Here is an 18,137-nt window from a genome sequence, read left to right on the forward strand (position 1 = left end):
CCTGCGGCTCCGCGATTCACCCAGCGTCACTAAGCACTTCTCGTCGCCAGGTGGGATTCGACCACCAGGCGCGGTCGAGCACTTCCTGCGCAATGCGGTTCCCAGTCGTCAGGAGGTCGGCGGTCTCCTGGCGCAGCTGCTGTGGGAGCCATTCTGCAGCTTGCTCGGCGACCCCGCGTTCGATCGGGCCGGACGCGGCCGTCGTTCCTGCAGCCAGCATGGCTTCGTACGCGCTGGTCAGCGGGTATGGCAGCGGATGGTCGTGAGTTTGCAGGTTGGCGGTCAGGGTTAGCGGAATGTCGAGGCCGTCGAGGTCGAGGTCCCCGGCGTACCAGATCCTCGCGGGCGGCTCGCGTAGCTGGAGGTGTTCGGTGACGTGCAGGGTGGGTTCGGCGAAGGCGGCTTCCCAACCGTTGGAGAACGCGACCGCGGCGAACGGGCTGGGGTTGTGACGGAGCGCTCGCCAGGCGGAGTCGAACGTCGACTGGTTCTCGATGAGAAGCAGGTCGCCGCGGTCGGCGAGGCGGGCGGCGCGTAGGGGTGGGATGGGGCGTTCGTAGGCCAGTTCGTGAGGGCTGAGGCGGTGGGCGGCGAAGATGCTGCTGGCTTCGATGCGGGCGAGTTTCTTTTCGTCGCCGAAGATGTCGAGGGAGCGTTCTTCGCGGGCGACGATCGGCGGTGGGCCGGCGAGGTGTTTGAGGAGCCAGGTGTTGATCTCTTGCAGGCTGGCGCGGATCCCGGGGCCGGGCCGGCTGATCCGGGTCCATTCGCGCAGCCACCGCGATATGCCCGGGGCCCAGAAGACGGTGTCGAGGTCGATGCTGATCGTGGCCGGGGCAAGGTCGGTGATGACGGTGATCCAGGCCGGTAGGGCGGGCTGGGCGGTCTGGTCCCAGAGTTTCTTGCCTTGTGGGGGTTCCAGCCGTCCAGCGGCGGCGAGGGTGTCGAGGGCGGTGCGTAGGCGGGCACGGGCGCCGGAGCGGGTGGCGGCGTGCTGCTCGATCTGCGCCTGGATGCTCATCAGGCTAACTAGGGAAATTCGGGTACGGCCGGTGCTCGTGGCATGGGTGGCCAGGGCGTCGTAGAGGCGCTCGGTAAGCGGGGATCCCGCGGTCACGCCGGGTCCGCCAGTACGGGGGCGTCCGCTGGTTCGTCGCTCGCGTTGTTCGTGATCGGGATCGTCGTGCCGAGGGAGGCGTCGGTGATGGACACGACCGCGGAGGACATGCCCAGGCTGGAAACTGCGGGACTGGCGGTGAGGGGCTGGCGGCGTAGCTGCTGCGGGATGGTGGCGGTGGGGATCGCGGCGGGCGCGACGATGGTGTGATTGCTGGCGGTGGTTTCGACTTTGAGTTGGATCCAGTGAGAGAAGGCGCTCAGGGCGTGTTCGTCGCGTGAGGGGGTCATGAGGATGAGCTGGACGTTCAGGCCGCGGGCAACGTGCTGGATAAGGCGCAGCAGGCCGGGTTCGCTGACTTTAGCGAAGATGTTGTCGATGACCAGGAAGGTGGGGTTGTTGGTGCGCATCGACTGCATGAGCGCGGCGATGAGGATGCCGGCGGTGACACCTTCGCCGCCGGAGGTGCGCCGGGCGAGTTGTTCGATCGGGTAGTGGGTGCCGTCGAAGGGGACCTTGGGGATCAGGATGGAGACCGACAGGTTGGCGGTGATGGCTTCCACCAGGCGGTGCATCGGTGACTGGTCATCGTCGGCGCCGGTGGTGATCATCCGCTGGAATGCTTCCCGGAGTTGATCGGTACGGGCTTCGCGGCCGACTTCACTCCAGGTGATGCGCAGGAAGTCCTGGCCGGCCCAGCGGCCGAGTTTCGGCTCGTTCGGGAGCCGGGACTGTTTGGTGGTCGAGACGATGCGTCCGCGAATGGTCTCGATGATGTTCTTGACCGCGCGGGCGGAGGCGTCGAGTTCTTTCTCGAAGTTCTTCAGTTCGCTTTGTACGGCGGCCAGGCGCTGGCTGGCGTTGTGGTGGTTGCTGGCGGCGTTGCTGATGAGTTCGTCGACGGTTTCGGATTTGAGCCGGTCGACGATTTTCGCGGCAGCGTCCTTGGAGGCGCGGCTGCTGCACTGCCGTAATGCCTCGGCGTGGGCGTGGGTGCGGTCCTCGGCGTGGCGGTAACGGCGGTCGACGTTCTCAAGGTTGCCGATGGTCCGGTCGACCAGTGGCTGGAGGTCCTCGGGGTTGAGCCGGTCCAGGGCGGGGGTGAAGGCGTCGAGGTTGCCGCTGTCGGCGGCTTCGTCGAGCGCTTCGCGGATCAGGGTGAGCCGTGCGGTTGCGGGATCGGTGTCGCCGCCGCCGGGGTGTTCCCGGAACCGCAGGTCGGTCAGGTCGATGTGCCGTCCGAGTTTGCCGGGGGCGGCCAGGGTGGTCGCGGCAGTCTCGAGACGGCTGGCGAATCGGTCCTTGACGGTCGAGGTGAAGACGGTCAGCCGGGTCTGGGCGGCGATCGAGGCGTCAAGTGTGGTAGCGGCGTCGGCGCGTTGGCCGGCGGCGTCGCTGATGCTCTTCTCCAGCTGTTGTTGGAGTTGGATGAGAGTGTCGAGGCTGCCGGAGTTCCACTGGACCAGCAGCGTGGCGTTCGCGCCGTCAATGTCTCGGGCGGTGGCGAGGTCGCGGAGCGCGCCGCGTTCGCGCTCGGTGAGTTCCGCGCGGCGTTCCTTGGCTTTGTCGACGTCGTCGCCGGCGTCCGCGAGGTCCTGGTCCCAGGCGGCTTGGGACCTCTGCGGATCGTCGGTGTGGCGCTGTGCGGCGTCGTGGACGGCTTGGGCGTCGAGGTCTTTGAGCTTCTTGGTGATCTGTTCGATGGTCTTGTCCGCGTCGCGCATGGTCAGCCGCAGTTCCTCGTCGGTGACCAGGCCGTCGTACTCGGCTTGCAGCGCGAACACCTGCTCGTGCAGGGCATCGGTCGAGGTCGTGCCAAACGCCGCGGTCGACGTGCCGGGCGGTGCCGGATGGGTGCGCACGACGGCGGACACGACGGTCTGCCGGCTCTGCAGGTCGTGTTCCTTTACAGAGAGCGCGAACCGGCGCCGGCCACAGTCCTCGCGGGTGCGTTCCAGGTCTTGGCCGCGGTCCTTGTCCTGCTGGATCTGCCGTTCGGCGTTGTCACGCCGGCTCTGGGCGTCGGCTTGACGCTGGTCCAACTCCGGAGCCTCAGATTCGAAGACGACCAAGGCCTGCACGCTCCTGGCCTCGTCGAGGGCAGTGCGTTCCGTCCCCCGGTAGCCCTCGGCCTGCTCGCGGGATTCCTCGGCCAGGGAGTTCGCGTCTGCCGCCGCGCGCTCGTGCTCGCTCTGTTGCTCGATGAACGCGGCCTTGTCCTCGTGCAGGGCCGTGATCTCGGCAGCGAGCCGGTCCCGGGCGCCGGCACCGATGCGGGTTCGCCATCGGTCGAGGTCGTGCAGCAGTTGCTCGACGGTGCCGGCGCGGTCTTGTGCGGCATCGCGCTCGTGCAGGGCCTGCTCGTGGCGACTGTTGGCGGTGGTGGCGGCTTCGCGGCCGGCATTCTTGTCCCAGTGTGCGGGGTCGGGCAGCAGTACCGCCCGTTGCGGCTGGCCGGCGCCGGTGCCGGTGCTGAGTTGGAACGCGGCGGCGGTGGTCAGCACGACGGGTGCGGAGAGGTTGAACTCGCCAGCGTGAACGGCAAGCCAGTCCGCGACCTGCCGGTAGTCGTCGTCGATGGTGACGACCAGGCCGTCGGCGACCTCGGGGTGCCGGAGGGCGAAGTCCTCGGCGACGTGCGGGGGCAGGTCGGCCAGGCACTGCCAGCCGGGAAGCACCGCGCGAGTGGTGGCGGTGCGTACGCGTTCGGCCAGGGCCTCGACATCGTGGCGGGGTGGCAGGAGCTGCGTGCGGTTCAGAGCGTCGACGTCGCGTTCGATCTGCCCGGCGACGATGCTGCGGTCGCGGATCTGGGAGCGCAAGGATTCGCGGTGCTCCCGCAGGGCGGAGTCGAGGACGTCGGCGTGCTCGTCCAGCGATACCGGGTCGAGGTCGATCAGGCCCGACGCCAGCAGGGCGGCGCCCAGCTCATCGCTGGTCTGGTTCCAGGTGCGCAGTCGTTGCTCGGCGGTGACAATCTGTTCGCCGACCGTGGTTATCCGGGGTTGCACGGCCCTGGCGTCGGCGGCGGCGCTCTTGCCCGCCGCGGTGGCAGCCGCAGCAGTCGCGAGGGCCTTGCCGCGTTCATCGTGGGCGTCCTGGGCGACCCGCTGATGGCGGCCCTTTGCTTGCTCGCCGGTCTCGGTGGGCAGGACCGTGCCGGACTCACGGAGCTCGCGCCGTAGGAGTTCGCCGTCCTTGCGCCGCTGGGCGACATCTTCGAGATCACGGCGTGCGTCGGCGTGCTGGCCTGCCAGCACCGGCTGCGCGGCGGCGATGCGCTGCAGTTCTTCGCGGGCGGCGGTGTCCTCGGCGTTGATCTGCGTGCGCTGCCCGGCGAGGCCTTCGGCGTCGGCGGTGTAGCGGGCGGTCAGAGCGTGAGCTGCGCAGGCGAGACGATCCCGCAGCGGCGCGGCTTCGCGGACTTTGCGGTCGAGTTGCTCGGCCGCGTGTTGTTTGATCTGTGATGCGGTCGCTGACGAGGCGATCAACGTGCTGGCCCGAGCGACCTGCTGGTGGTGCTCGGCGTCGCCGACGAGCTGGCGGGCGGTGTCTAGGTCCGCGCGGACCTGGTCGAGTTCCATCTCCCGGCGCCGCATCATCGAGGCGGCGTGCTGCTGACGTAAGTGCCGATGGCGCTGCGCCGCGCCGTCGCGTCGTTCCCGGGCGTCATCGACGATGGCGTCGACCCGGGTCAGGGCCGTGCTGGTCAGCGCGGTCCACTGCTCGACCACATGGCTGGCCTGCGCCCACTGGGTGAGGGCGGCGGTGCGGGCGGTCAGCTCGGTGGTGTAGGTGGCGGTGGAGTCGGCCAGCTGGCCGGTGTGCTTGATCGCCTGTTGCAGGAATTGGTCGGTGGCCAGGTTCACCGTGCGGGCGGCGACCTTGCCGCGCAGCCGGCCCAGTTCGGTCGTGATGACCGTGGTGTCGGCGTCGTCGGCGAGGATGTCGATGAGGCTGTTGATGAACGTACGGGAGCTGCTGTAGGTGAACAGCCGGTCGGTGGCACCCTCATCGACGTTCATCCGCAGCAGGAACTGGCGCAGGAAGTCCAGGTCGAAGTTGCGCGATCGGAGTTCGTCGCGCCAGTGGTTGTCGCGGGTCTCGTCGGCCAGTTGCAGGCTGGGATCTTGGTGTTTCGCGGCGATCAGGTGGTCGAAGAACGCGTCGTGGTCGACCGGTTCCCCGGTTGCCGAGCGTAACGGCAGGGTGTCGAAGGTCAGCTTGTCGTTGCTGACGAAGCAGAAGAACCGCTCGTCGGCGCGTTCCTGCGCTTCGTTGTCACGCCAGGCGGCGTAACCGGCGACCAGGCGGGGCACCTGGCCGAACAGGTTCGGTGCGGCGCCGGGGATGGCGTGCTCGCAGACGACGTAGGTGGTCTGGCCGACGGGAATGTAGTCGTCGAACTCCTTGGCCGGGCCGGACTTCTTCTGCGCGCGTTGCGACATCTTGGCCAGGAACTTGTTGCGGTGTGGTTCGTAGAGGTGCATCCACATCGAGATGAAGGTGGTCTTGCCGCCACCGTTCTGCAGCATGATCACGACGTCTTCGGTGTCGGTTCCGGCGCGCATGTCGATGATCAGGTCGGGGAACCGCGGGCGTTCGATACCGACGTTCACCAGGCGGATCCGGGTCGGGGTGAGCATCAGTTCTCCGTCGTCTCGAGGCTTGCGGTGTGCTCGCGCAAGGCGTTGAACAGGGGGTTCATGAGGAAGTCGCGGTATTGCAGTAGCAGGCGCCGCTTCATCCGGTACCGCTTGCGTTCGGCGGGCTTGTCGCGGGTGGTGTCGAGGGTGAGCCCGATCTCGGCGAGCCCGTCGAGGGTTTTGTAGACCAGGTAGCTGGTGGTGCCCCGGGAGATGGCGTGGTCGGTCTTGCTGTAGGCGTCGCGGGAGGTCCACCACGCCCACAGCGGGGTGTCGTCGTCGCTCAGGTCGCTCGGCATGTCGGCACGGCCGGCCTGCTGCTGCTCGCAGAAGTCGCGGATGTACTGCTCCAACTCCTGCACCGAGATCGGCAGCTGGGAGCGTTGCGGGTCGTCGAGGAACGACTCGATGTCGATGCCGGTCGGGAAATGCCGGGCCAGCAAGGCGACGATGACCAGCATCCGGGCCGCCCGATCGTCGGCGTCGCCCTTGTTCCAGGCCAGGTCACCGGTGCCGGTCGGCCACGCCCACGGACTCGACGGCCGGGGGTAGATGATCAGGCCGACGTCCTCGGAGGCGTCGGTGACCTCGCAGTCCACGCCGTCGAGCACCTCGTCGACCGCGGTGCGGAACTCGCCGTCGATCACATAGCGCTGCGCGAGGTGCCGGTAGTCGGCGCCGGCCCCGCTGGCGCCCGGGGTGCGGGTGATGTCGGTGGCGTAGCCGATCAGCCGGCCGACATCGACGAGGTCGGTCATGCGTTCTCTCCCGGTTGGGGGCCGCCGGCGAGGGCGGGTGTGAGCAGAAGGTCGTCGCCGGACGCGCCCGGCAGATCGAGGACGGTGCCGTCGTGGGTGACGGTGATCCGGTCGGGGTCCAGCAGGTCACGGTGGCGGATCAGCACGGCGGCGGCCTGTTCGTCGGCGAACTCCGCGGCGAGCGGCGGCGCGTAACTGGTCAGTACCAGCAGGCAGACCAGATGCGGTAGGGCTGCCTGGTCATCGGCGCGGCACAACTGCGGGTACTCGCGGACCGCCGTGCTCAGCAGCGCCGAGAGCCGGATGGGGCGGCGGATGTCCCCGAGAAGCTGGCGCAAGGCGGCGCTGGTCTGCGCGCTCATCCATGTCGGTGGCGAGGTCAGTTCACCGACATCGAACGGGTCATTGGCGGCGGCCGGGGTGGGCGTGCGTTTGCGGGGCGTGGTGTTCTCGAGCACAGCGTGGGCTGAGACGACCCGCGGCTTGCGTACTCCCATCAGCTGCAAACACGAAGGTTCCAGCAGTTGCCCGAGATCGCGCATCGTCAGGTCCAGCAGCGGCTTGAACAAGCTGTCTTCGGCGTCCATCAGGGTGCCGCTGTAGCGGGTCCAGATCTGCCGGTCCTGTTCCTCCTCGAAGACCTGCTGGACCCGGGCCACCTCGTCCAAGACGGCGGCCAAGGTGTGGCTGCGCAGCTCCAGGATCCGCCGGGTCTGCATCAGCTGCCGCGCTCCGGGCTCCCCTGGTTCCAGCCGTTGTTCCACCCGGGTTTTGAATTCCTCGGTCGTCGTCAACTGCTCGCGAAGCAGATCCAGCAGCCGGCCGATGTGCGGCGCGACGTCGCTGGCATAGTCCACCGAGCGCACGTCGCGGCGCATCTGTGTGATCTGCGCGCGGATCTCGTTGACGGACACCTGCAAGGTCATGTGCTGGCGCTGGACCGAGGCCACGACCTCGTCGACGTCACCGCGGGCCAGCTGCCGCTCCGCCACGATCAGGTCCGCGGCTCGGCGATCCTCCAGATTGAGCAGGTAGAGCCCTTGGTGCATGTTGATCGCGCGGGCGTCCGCCTTCAGCGTCGGCTCTTGCTCGTCCTCGGCGCCGACGACCAGCAGATAGCTCAGCGGCTTCTCCCGCAGCTGGTATGGCTCGCCGGTCCAATCGCCGTAGGGGTGCCGGATGGCCGAGCCGCCGCCGCTGCGGTTGAGCAGCACATCTACTGCGGCGCTCACCGCGTCGCGGTGTTCCTGTCCCGGCCGGTCCGGACCGGCTCGGCGTGCGAGCGGAAGCAGCCCTTCGATCAGCTGCGTGCGGGTCCAGCCGCCAGCTAGACGGTCCTCCAGGACCAGGTGCAGGGCGCCCAGGGCAATTGATGGCAGGTCGTAGATGTCCCAGGACGGGTGGCTGCCGACCAGGTTTTGCAGGCGGATCGCCAATGTTGCGATCATGCCGAAAGATTGCCGTTGTCGCGGTTGCCAATTGTTGACGAAGTCATCCAGTGTCGACTCCACCCGAACCTCAGCCTCCCTCATCCTTTGGATCATTGCTTGTATTCGGCACTGATCTTCAGGCCGTCTGTGTGTTCAGCGGTGAACGTCATCCTGAACGAGCGTTGCGACAGAAATTGAAGACTTAGAACATCTGTTCCCAGCAAATACGCGCCGGAAGGCCGCGTTCGCGGAATATAAGTGCTGGTGGTCAAGCGATCATGCTTTCGGTCATGGTGTCGGTCACTAGTTGATCTCTCTCGGCGGCTGTCGCCCAGTGGATCACGCTTCCGTCGGGGCGTTTGGAGACGACCAGGAGTCGATCGATATTCTCGGCGACGGCTTTGACGTGGCTGATCACTGCGATAAGCCGGCCGCCACGGGTTTGCTGCGCGAGAGCGTCGAGGGCTCCGGCGAGCGCGTTGGGGTCGAGCGCGCCGAAGCCTTCGTCGAGAAACAGCGCCTCGATACGTCCGCCGGAGCGGCTGGCCAGTTCGACGACGGCCAGGGCCAGCGCGAGGCTTGCCATGAATGTTTCGCCGCCCGAGAGCGTTTTGGGGTCTCGGGATTGCCCGGTTTGGCCGTCGATGATGCGGAAGTCGTCGGCGAATCGGAAGCGGTGGCCGGTCATGCCCAGGAGTAGTTCGGAGCCGAGGTCGAGCAAGGTGTGCTGGCGCCGGGCCACGATAAAGGAGGGAAATTTGCCGTCGGCCAGGAGCCGGCAGAGCTCTTTGAGCCCGTCGGTCAAGGGCTGGGCTTGGGAGATGCAGGTGTCAAGCTGTGCGGCTATGGGGATCTGGCGTTGGGCCTCGGCCAGGTGCTTGGTCGCGAGCGTGAGATCGGCGGCGGCGTGGCCGAGGAGGTCGTCGAGGTCGTCGCTCGTGTCGGCTTGCGATTCCGTCAGAGCCCGCTGCATGACTTTGTTCTGGGCTGCGGCGGCGGTTTGTAGTTCGGTCCGGGTTGTCTCGCTTACCTGTTGAAGGCGTTGGGCTGTTTCTTGGATCTCTCGTGCCCAGATGGCACGCGCTTGCAGATCGTCACCTGAAATTTCGGTCAAGCTCTCGGCATTGAGGAGCTCGGCAAGATCGGCGGCACGTTCGCACGTAGTGACGATCTTCATGTGCAGCGCTTGAGAGGGGCGTTCGATCTCGGCCAGATGGCGCTGCTGGAGGGTACGTTCTTGCGCTCCGAGCCCTTCGCGGTGTTGGGCGGCGCGTTCCAGGTCGTTGCGTATGTCGTTGAGTGCGACCCGGCGCTGTTTCGCGAGAGTAAGGGCCGTGTTGATGGCCGCTATCGCCGGGAGGCCCTCGGTCTGGAACGGGACTGGCAAGGTGGCCAGCCGGGCGCCGAGAGCGGTGGCCTTCTTCTCGTACGCGAGCTGCGCGTCGGCCAGCTCGTCGCGCTTTTCAGAGAGTCGCCGCTCGTGAAGTTTCAGAGCCACGGCAAGTTCGGTCGAGGCCTTCAGCGCTGCGGCGCCCGCTTCGGCCGCCTTCTCGGCCTCGGTGGAGGCTGTGTCGGCTGCCGTGCGGACGGCGGCCAGGATGCGGTCGTCCGGGTCGTCCAGGTCGACGGTGCCGAGTAGGCGGGAAAGTTCGGCGATGAGGTCGGTCTGAGTCTTGCGGGCCGTCTCGCTGTCGACCTCGGCGGCGGCTTGCGCGGAGGTGGCGTGTTCCAGGTTTGCGGTGGCGGTCGCTACCGCCTTGTCGGCTTTACGGACGACGGTGTGGGCTGTCTTGACCTTGGAGGTTGCCGTTCCCAGTCCGTCCGGGGTAGGGGCGACGAAGTCGGCGGGCAGTTCATGCGAGCAGATGGGGCATGGGTCGCCGGCGTGGCTGCGGCTCGCCGCGTGTGCGGCCGAGCTGGCGCGTCGGCAGGTCTCGAGGTCTTCTTCGGCCTGGGCGAGCACGGTGTGGGCTTCGCTGGCGGCCTTCTCCGCTGCCGTGAGAGTCGCCTGAGCGGATACGACGGCGGCGTCCGCCTTGGCGCGCGCCTCGTCAGCCTGGCGGCCACGATTGATCTGCGCCCGGACGGCAGCCAGTGCCGTCGTGCACTGCTCGACGTGTTGTGTCTGCTCGTCGGCGTGTTGCTTGGCCGTGCTGGCGGCGGTGTCGGCGTTCGCGGCGTGGGTAGCTGCGCCTTCGGCGTGTTCGCGGTGGCCGGCGAGGCCGGTTCGCTCGGTCGCGAGTGCCTCGGCTTGTTGGTGAAGGTGGTCCTTCTCCGCGTTCAGGTCGGGTTGCTGACGTGCGGCGTCTTCCAGGGTGGCGATGGCCGTGTTGACGGCATCCTGCCCGGTGCCGTTCGCTTCGGCGGTGGCGAGATCCGCTCGTACGGAAGCGATCGCGGCGTCGGCCGCCGCGATCTCCCGCGTGACCCGGTCCGACTCGATGCCCAGGGTCGCGTCGGCGGTCAGGAGCCGCTGATAGGTGTCCGCAGCGTCGGCGACGTGGACGCGTCGCAGGGCCGCCGCCGCGTCGTCGATTTTCTGGGCCCGGTCGGCCAGGCGTTGGCGTTCGCGCTGAGCAGCGGCGATGGTGTTCTTAGCGTCTCGCAGCCGCGTGCGGCGGGTCTCGCTGTCCTGCTTGCGCTGGGTGGCCGCGTTCGCCTCGGCTTGTGGGTCGACGAACATGAATTGCCGCCGACCGGTGATGGTGGCCAGTTGCGGGTGGATGCGGTCGTAGGCTTCGCGGGCCCGGTTCTGCATGATGTCCAGCTGGTCGAGCCCGAGGATGCTCTTGAGGATCTCGGTGCGCTGTCTGCCGGTGGTGTGCAGCAGCTCCTGGAATTTGCCTTGCGGGAGGATAACGGCCTTGAGGAAGGCCTTGGCGTCGAGCCCGATCAGGTCTTCGATGGCCGCGTTGACCCGGTCTTTGTGATCGTGGCGGATAGTTGTGTCGTCAAGGCATTCCAGGACGTGCTGAGCCGTCGGGGATCCGCTGCGGGAGGTGGAGCGCAGGACGCGCCAGGTCCGGTTGCGGGCTCGAAAGGTGAGGTCGACCACGATGGTGTTCATGCCGTCGGCGATGAGCGGGACGGCGCTGCGGTGGTCCCAGGTGCAGCCGCCGTAGAGGGCGTAGAAGAGGGCCTCGAACAGGGAAGTTTTCCCGGCTCCGGTCGGGCCGACGATGGCCATTAGGGACGCGTCGGTGAAGTCGATTGTCTGCTCGGCGCGGTAGGCGCGCAGGCCGGCCAGACGCAGGGTCAGTGGTCGCACGATGCGCCCCCTGCGGCCGTCGGGGCGAGGGTCTGGGCCAGGGCGGTCTCCTCGGCGAAGACGGTGTCGCGTTCTTCGTCGATTCCCTGCCGCAGGGCGGCGAAGACGCGGATGACCTCGGCGACGGCACCGTTCTGGACACCGCCTTGCTCGGCGAGGTACTGGCGGAACTCCTCAACCAGGTCGGTCTCCGGCGCAATGGCGTCGGGTCGTGCGAGTCCGGTGTCGTTGCGCTGGTTATCCGCCAGGTTAGTGATCGGCAGGATCGTCGCGTCCGGGAGCAGGTCGTAGACCTGTTCCTTCAGCGTGGGGATCGGGGCGGGGCTGTGGATGGTGATTAGGCAGATCTCGTCGGCGAAGTCGGCGGCCTGCCTCCTGAGCTCGTCGAGCGTGCCCTCGAACTTGCGCAACCGGCGGCCCCTGTGCAACAGCACTTTTTCGATCTGCGCGGGTTCGCCGGCTTTGACGGTGACCATGACGATGCCTTTGCGGTCGTTGACCTCGCCGAAGTCGAGTTGGAGGGGTGATCCGGCGTAGCGGCCGGTGATGGCGGTGTTGGGTAGCCGCTGGGGTTGGTGGATGTGTCCGAAGGCCGCGTAGCTCACCGGCGGCAGCGCGTCGAGATCGGTCGCGTAGGTCTCGTCGACGTGCAGGGAGCGTTCGCTGTTGCACAGTTGGGCGCCGCCGACGTGTAGGTGGGCCGCGAACATGGCGATGTCACGGTGCGGGTCGAAGTCACGCATCAGGCTGTCGGCCAGCGCGGCTTCGTAGCCGCGGATTCTGCCGTTGTAGGCCGTCCCCCAGGTCTCGGGCGGCCCGAAGGCGTCGACGACCTCGCTGACGTGAACGAAGGGCAGTACCGCCAGGCGTAGGACCTGATCGTCGACGACCGGGAAGCGCAGTACACCGCCGTCGTCGCCGTGGCGCGGCTTGTCGACGAACCGCAGCCGGCCGTTGGCGCCAAGGAGTCGGTTGAAGATCCGGAAGAGGGCGGCCGAGTCGTGGTTTCCCCGGACCACGACCGTCGGGGCGATCGCCGCCAGATGTTGCAGGGCGGCGGCGGCGCGTTCGATCTCGACGTAGCCGGGCAGGTACTGGTCGAACAGGTCGCCGGTGTGCAGGATGACGTCCGGCTTGCGCTCGCGGGCGATGTCGATGATCTCGGCGATCACCGCGTCGTGGTCCGGCGCGCGGGATTCCTGGTAGGTGGCACGACCCAGATGCCAGTCCGAGGTGTGAAGCAACTTCATGGTGTCCTCTTCGCGGATGAGGCAGTTAGCTGGCGTTTCGCGGACGCCGGGTGTCCGCAGATGATCACGCACCGTGCAGACCGCTCTAGTTTGGCAGAACATGGAAGCAAGTCAAGTGGCATGGTAGTGTCGGGTTATGCCAGAATTTCCTGACGTCCGCGCGGCGCTTTCGGACGTGTCCCGGCTTCAGCAGGAACTGACGGCCGCTCTGGACGACGGCAGGCCGGAGGACGTCGACCGGATCCTCGCCGAGCTCACGGTCGCGGAGCGGCGCCGTAATCGGCTCTTGCAGCGGGCCAGCAACGCCTCCCCTTCGGGATTCGACGCCGTCCCGCCGGTCCGCGAGCAGTTGGCGGCCGTCCTGGGCTTGCTGAGCCGCCCGGCGGCGGTCGCGCTGATCAAGGATGCAGCGACCGCACGATTCGGCGAACCGATCCAGCCCAGCCGACTGGCGTCGGTGCGCCGCGACGAGCAGCGGTCGTGGCATGCCGCGAACCGACCCAGCAGCCAGGGCCGCAGCCTTGCACGGCCGGCCTACATCGTCCCGGCGTTGACCGCGGACCGCTTCGCGCCGGTACGCGGGATGCTCGCCATGTCCAGCTGGGCGCTGGAAGTGCGAATTATCGCTCCGGCGAGCCATCGTGTCGACACGCTGCATATCCTCGTTCGACTGATTGACGAACTCGACCGCGATCCGGAAGCATTGTGGGCGCCGAACATCAGGCGCATGGTGTGGCGCTTCGCCCGTTCGGTGGCCGGCGCTATCGACAACCGCGACGGGGTTGGTAACCAGCAGATCCGCGATGCCGCCGAACGCGAACTGGCGCTCATCGCTCCTGACGACACCGCCGAACGTCATGCGGCAGCCGAACGCGCGCGTCGGCAGCTCGACCCGGAGATGCTCCTGTTCGGATCCGCGTTACGTAACGCATCCCTGAATTCCTCCTCGGAGGCAAGTGCATGATCGTCGAAGACGCCCGCGAACGTCTCGTACGGTTCCGTGGCGGTTTTCCCGCGAAGCCGCTTGATGCCCGCCGTATCGCCGGCCTGCTCGAAGCGCCCGGCTGCACCCGGCGGCAAGTCCTTGATGCCGCGTCGATCCCGATGGAGGACCTGGTCCCGCTGCTGGGCGGCCGGTGGGCCGGAAGTAGCCCACTGGCGCTCGATCGTGGCCGGCGCTTCGAGCAGCGCGTCGTGGCCAACGGCATGACCGACCTGCTGCCGTTGGTCCGGCAGAAACTCGGCTTACAGGTGCAGGACATACGCCAACTGGACCTGTCCTCGCCCGAGCTCAAGACCCAGTATCCCGATCCCGAGATCGATCTCACGAGGCTGCGGGTGAAGCTGACCCGAAACGCCGTCGAGCAGATGCTCGACGGCGATCAGGCGGCGATCAATCTCCTACGCCACCCCTATCTGCCGCTGTCGGTCGGCGACATGCCCACGCATCTCGAACCGGACGTCGTCGCGTTCGCCGCTTCCGGGAACCTCGCCCCGCTCGAGATCAAGTCGTTTTCGTGCGTCAACGGGGTCGCCGACCCTGCGAAGGTGTCCGAGGCAGCCCGGCAGATGGCGGTATATCTGCTGGGGCTGCGCACGCTGGTCGGCGATCTGGGCGGGGCCAAGGATCGTGTGAACACAAGCGGGCTGCTGGTCATGACCGAGAACCTGTTCCTGCGGGCTACCGGGCACGTGATCAACCTGCGGCCGCAAGTCCAGCGTCTGGAGCGGACCCTGCGGGCGTTCCCGGACGCGACCAGGCTGGCCCCGTCGGTTCCGGTCTCGATCGAACTTCCAGACCTGCCCGACAAGGACGCGGCCGAAGTAGTCAAGGACGCGGCCCGCGAACAGGCACGCGAGGCGGTCGGCGCGCTGGGGATGCGGTTCGGCGACGGCTGCACCCGCTGCCCGATGCTGACCTTTTGCCGCACCGAGGCGCGACTGCAGGACAACGTCGCCCAACTGGGCAACCAGGCCGCCAACCTGTGCGGCGACGTCGGCACGGTCACGGCTGCCCTCGAACTCGCGGCGGGCAGCCGGAAACCCGACGGCGCCGCCGAGATCGCCGTCGCCGACGAACTGCGCCGGGCCTCGATCGCGCTCGAGCTCGCCGGAGCGCGTGGATGAGCCTAGACGTCCTACTCGGCCTGACCGCCGTCGCGAATCGGCGTGCCGTGCCTCGCGCCAGCCAACGCCACGTGCATCTGCATCTGGCCCGGCGGCCCTTCGTCGTCGTCGGCTACCACGTGCCCGGAGACCCGGGATCCCCGCTCGGCATCCTCTGCGGCGACCGGCGCAAACAGCCGCGGGTCATCGCGGCAGGGGAACCACGCGACTACGACGAGCGGTGGCGCACCCTCACCGAGTTCGCGCTCGACCTCAACGGCTATCTCGGCCGTTACGCCATGCCGTCGGCGCCCAGCCGCCGCCAGGGCCGCAGCCCGGCCCGAGCGTATCCGGTGATCCCGCAGCTTGTGGTGCCCAACGCCGACACCGCACAGTGGCTCTGCCAGGAACTCGGTCTGCTCCTGCGCTATCTACAACCCGAACGCGACCCCCGGATCAACCCCGCGCTGCCGGTGGCCGGGGCGCACCTGTCGTTCTTGGACCAGCAGCGGGTGCCCGGGGCGTCGCTCGTCCTGGCCATGACCGAAGTGCTCGCCCAGCATTGGAAGACCGGCCAGCTTCCGTCGATGGACAGCAACCTGGCCTCGCAAATGGCCTGGATCCGACGGCCCGACACGATCCTGGAGGCGGAGAACGCGCTTCCCGCCGGGCCCGTCCCGGATCCCGAGTGGGAGCGGAAGACGTACACCCGCTCGACCAAGGTCTTCAATCAGCTGCGTGGCGTCGCCGGACGGCCCGGCGACGCCGTTCGGGAAGCGTCCAACACCGTGTGGGAAGCCTTGGAGCCGGCCTGGAACGCGGTGTGGGAATCACTGGATGCGGTCGACGAGCTTCCCGAGGCCGAACACGTCCTCGAACGCGCTCGTGGCGATGAGATGCAGTGGCATCGTCACGCCGAACGCGTGCGCGGCAACCGCGCCTACTTCCGGCGCCGGCCGCGCCAGCTCCAAGTCTTTCGGTACCTCAACCGGTTGGAACGGCTGACCGGCAACCTCGACCGGCAGATGGCTCTCGATGACCCGCAGATCATGGCCCGCCACGTCGCCTCCGGCGATGCGCTCTGCGGAACGGTCGTCAAAGTTCTGCCGGAAGGCACCGGCCGTCAAGGCCGCCGCCAGCCCCGGCCGATCGTGCACATCAGGCCAGATCTCTCCTTCGCCCGCCCGCTGGGAACCCACCTCTGGTTCCAGTGCGCCGTCGAGACGTCCCGCGCCGGAACCCCTGTGCGGCCCACCGTGGAGCTAGAAGTCACCGGGCTCGAGGCCGACGGCATCATCGAACTGACCGTCGTCAGCAACGCGATCAAGCGCGAGCACCACCGCCGGCTTCCGCTACCCGACACCCGTCAGGTCTTCGCCCCGTTCGAACCGCCGACGTTCCGCCCCGACGCCATCCCCGACGTTCTCCCCTGGACGCACCGCGAACCCGAGGCAGACTGATGACCGCCGACCCTCGCACCGCCCACACCGCAGCCGTCGACGAGGTCTGGCACCTGCTCGACACCGGAGCCCAGGCCGTCATCGTCAACTCGCCGCCCGGAGCAGGGAAATCCACGCTCGTCCGCGCGACCGCCCGCCGGATGGCGGCCAGCCACGGTCAGATCCCGATCATCACCCAGACGAACGAACAAGCAGACGACCTCGCACGCGACCTGCTTGGAGATTTACGCGACTCACCAATTCGCGCCGGCCGGTTGCACGCCGAGAAATACACACCACCTGCCGGCGTCACAGCGTCAACAGACATCGACGAGCTCAACGAGTGCGACATCGTCGTCGCGCCCGCCGCGAAATGGGGCTTCGTCCGCGCCGACCACCGGTGGGAGCTCGGCATCGTCGACGAGGCTTACCAGGTGTCGTCGGTCGACCTCGCCAAGTTCGCCGACAGGTTCGACGCGCTGCTCCTGGTCGGCGACCCCGGACAGCTCAGCCCCTTCACCACCGCCGACGAACGCGCTATCAGGTCCACGGGCAGTTGGCCACTGGAAACCGCCGCCGGCACCGTACTCGGCACCTACCCCGACACACCCGTGGTGCCGTTGCCCGTGTCGTGGCGGCTCCCGCCCAGCGGGGCCGGCATCGTCTCCGACGCTTTCTACAGCCGCGCCTTTACCGCCGGCTCCGACCACGGCGAGCGAGGCCTTCGTCTTCCCCTCGGCACCATCCGTGACTCCATCGACGAAGTTCTGCGGGTCGCGGAAAGATACGGCTGGTGCCTGGCCCAGCTGCCCGACGCCCAACTTCCCCGCACCGACCCGCAGGCTGTCGCCACGATCGCGAACATCGCCCAGCGGCTGCTCTCCAGCAAAGCCCGCTTCCAGGACGGCAAAGAGCTACGGAACCTCTACCCCCGCAACATCGCCATCGGTGTGACCCACCGCGACCAACAAGCCCTCGTACGCGCGGCGGCCGACACGGTCTGCGAGTCCCTCGACCTGGCGCCGGGCTCAATCGTGGTCGACACCGCCAACAAGCTTCAGGGCCGGCAATTTGAAGTGGTAATCGCCTGGCACCCGCTGTCTGGGCGCCGCGATGCGTCCGCCTTTCACCTCGAAGCGGGACGGCTCTGCGTCCTCGCCTCACGCCACCGGCAAGCCTGCATCGTCGTCACCCGAGCGGGCGTCCGCCAGCAACTTGACGCCTACCCCCACACCGAACCCGTATGGATCGGCGCCGCAACACCAGAGGTTGACGGGTGGGAGGCGAACCATCGATTCCTCGACGGCCTCAACCAATTCGCTGTTTCCGTCGATGCATGACCCCACATTTTCAACCAGCGATACCGGAACTGCTCCAGCACAAGAACCCGCCAGCCCGGCTCGTCGTCGGATCGACCCCGCACCGACTCGAGGTACACCCGTCCAGGGCTCACTGGTGTGCCTCTATGCCTGCGGTGCGTCCTCCACGCAGCCGGGCTTCTTATGAGATGGGCTGATCAGGTCCAGATGAAGCTGCGGCGGGCTTGACGTCGGGCGGGCCGACCGCGGGCGATGCGGGGTGCCATGGCGGCGATGGTGGCCCAGCGTAGTCGCGGGGCCAGTCGGCGGCAGACGATGAGCCAGGCCATAGTGCGCTCGACGACCCAGCGGCGGGAACGCACGGCGAAGCCGCGCTGGTCGGTGGGTTTGCGGACGATCTCGAGGGTGGTGACCAGGATGTCGGGGTTCGGTCGCCGAGTGGTCCGGTGAAGCCCGGGTCCGCGAGGACGTTTCGGATCGGGGCGGCCATGTAGGTGCCCAGCAGAGCGGTCATGGCGCCGTCGCGGTCCTGCCAGTTTGCGGCGAGGACGCTCACGGTGCCAACAGGCCTATGGTGTCGGTGACGATGAACCGCTTGCGGCCGTTTTCTTACTTCCCGGCGTCGTAGCCCCGGCTTTCTCGGCCGACGGTGTCAGCGCCCTTCACTGACTGGGAGTCGATGATTCCCGCCGACGGCTGCGGCTCGCGGCCCTGGTGCACCCGCGCCTTGATACGAAGCGCCGCCAGGAGCTTCTCGGTCATGCCGGCGTCTTCCCACTGGGTGAAGTACCAGTACACCGTCTT

11 protein-coding genes are annotated in these 18,137 nt (G+C 67.7%); 4 read left to right on the top strand and 7 right to left on the bottom strand.

Going from position 1 to position 18,137, the window contains the following annotated elements:
- Positions 1-16: 16 nt before the first annotated feature.
- The 6 genes from ACGFIQ_RS25070 to ACGFIQ_RS25095 all read right to left on the bottom strand — a co-directional run bounded on the left by ACGFIQ_RS25070 (position 17) and on the right by ACGFIQ_RS25095 (position 12,469).
- Complete coding sequence (locus ACGFIQ_RS25070; protein WP_393247472.1) at positions 17-1,117, bottom strand: hypothetical protein; 1,101 nt, start codon at positions 1,115-1,117, stop codon at positions 17-19.
- The gene (locus ACGFIQ_RS25075) at positions 1,114-5,763 is read right to left on the bottom strand and encodes a hypothetical protein (protein WP_393247474.1); all 4,650 of its coding nucleotides are present in this window, start codon (positions 5,761-5,763) and stop codon (positions 1,114-1,116) included. Before ACGFIQ_RS25075 ends, ACGFIQ_RS25070 begins: the two co-directional genes overlap by 4 nt.
- On the bottom strand, positions 5,763-6,521 hold the full coding sequence (locus ACGFIQ_RS25080; protein ID WP_393247476.1) for a hypothetical protein: 759 nt from the start codon (positions 6,519-6,521) through the stop codon (positions 5,763-5,765). The genes ACGFIQ_RS25075 and ACGFIQ_RS25080 overlap by 1 nt, the downstream gene beginning before the upstream one ends.
- Positions 6,518-8,032 carry a hypothetical protein gene (locus ACGFIQ_RS25085; RefSeq protein WP_393247478.1) on the bottom strand — a complete coding sequence of 505 codons (1,515 nt, stop codon included), beginning with the start codon at positions 8,030-8,032 and terminating at the stop codon, positions 6,518-6,520. The genes ACGFIQ_RS25080 and ACGFIQ_RS25085 overlap by 4 nt, the downstream gene beginning before the upstream one ends.
- A gap of 187 nt (positions 8,033-8,219) precedes the next feature.
- Positions 8,220-11,219, bottom strand: coding sequence for an AAA family ATPase (locus ACGFIQ_RS25090; RefSeq protein WP_393247480.1), 3,000 nt, complete (start codon positions 11,217-11,219; stop codon positions 8,220-8,222).
- A complete protein-coding gene (locus ACGFIQ_RS25095) occupies positions 11,207-12,469 on the bottom strand; it encodes an exonuclease SbcCD subunit D (protein WP_393247482.1) in 1,263 nt (420 codons plus the stop codon). Before ACGFIQ_RS25095 ends, ACGFIQ_RS25090 begins: the two co-directional genes overlap by 13 nt.
- A gap of 136 nt (positions 12,470-12,605) precedes the next feature.
- On the opposite strand from ACGFIQ_RS25095, the gene ACGFIQ_RS25100 reads away from it, so the two are divergent.
- The 4 genes from ACGFIQ_RS25100 to ACGFIQ_RS25115 all read left to right on the top strand — a co-directional run bounded on the left by ACGFIQ_RS25100 (position 12,606) and on the right by ACGFIQ_RS25115 (position 17,354).
- A complete protein-coding gene (locus ACGFIQ_RS25100) occupies positions 12,606-13,433 on the top strand; it encodes a hypothetical protein (protein ID WP_393247484.1) in 828 nt (275 codons plus the stop codon).
- Positions 13,430-14,596, top strand: coding sequence for a hypothetical protein (locus ACGFIQ_RS25105; RefSeq protein ID WP_393247486.1), 1,167 nt, complete (start codon positions 13,430-13,432; stop codon positions 14,594-14,596). The genes ACGFIQ_RS25100 and ACGFIQ_RS25105 overlap by 4 nt, the downstream gene beginning before the upstream one ends.
- A 71-nt stretch (positions 14,597-14,667) precedes the next feature.
- On the top strand, positions 14,668-16,035 hold the full coding sequence (locus ACGFIQ_RS25110; RefSeq protein WP_393247488.1) for a hypothetical protein: 1,368 nt from the start codon (positions 14,668-14,670) through the stop codon (positions 16,033-16,035).
- Positions 16,035-17,354 (top strand): AAA family ATPase, encoded by a 1,320-nt coding sequence (locus ACGFIQ_RS25115; RefSeq protein WP_393247490.1) that lies wholly within the window; start codon positions 16,035-16,037, stop codon positions 17,352-17,354. Before ACGFIQ_RS25110 ends, ACGFIQ_RS25115 begins: the two co-directional genes overlap by 1 nt.
- A 588-nt stretch (positions 17,355-17,942) precedes the next feature.
- Here ACGFIQ_RS25115 and ACGFIQ_RS25120 read toward each other — a convergent pair.
- Positions 17,943-18,131, bottom strand: coding sequence for a hypothetical protein (locus ACGFIQ_RS25120; RefSeq protein WP_393247492.1), 189 nt, complete (start codon positions 18,129-18,131; stop codon positions 17,943-17,945).
- Positions 18,132-18,137: the final 6 nt, after the last annotated feature.

The sequence above is a fragment of the Micromonospora sp. NPDC048898 genome (assembly GCF_043198035.1).
Lineage (GTDB): Bacteria > Actinomycetota > Actinomycetes > Mycobacteriales > Micromonosporaceae > Micromonospora.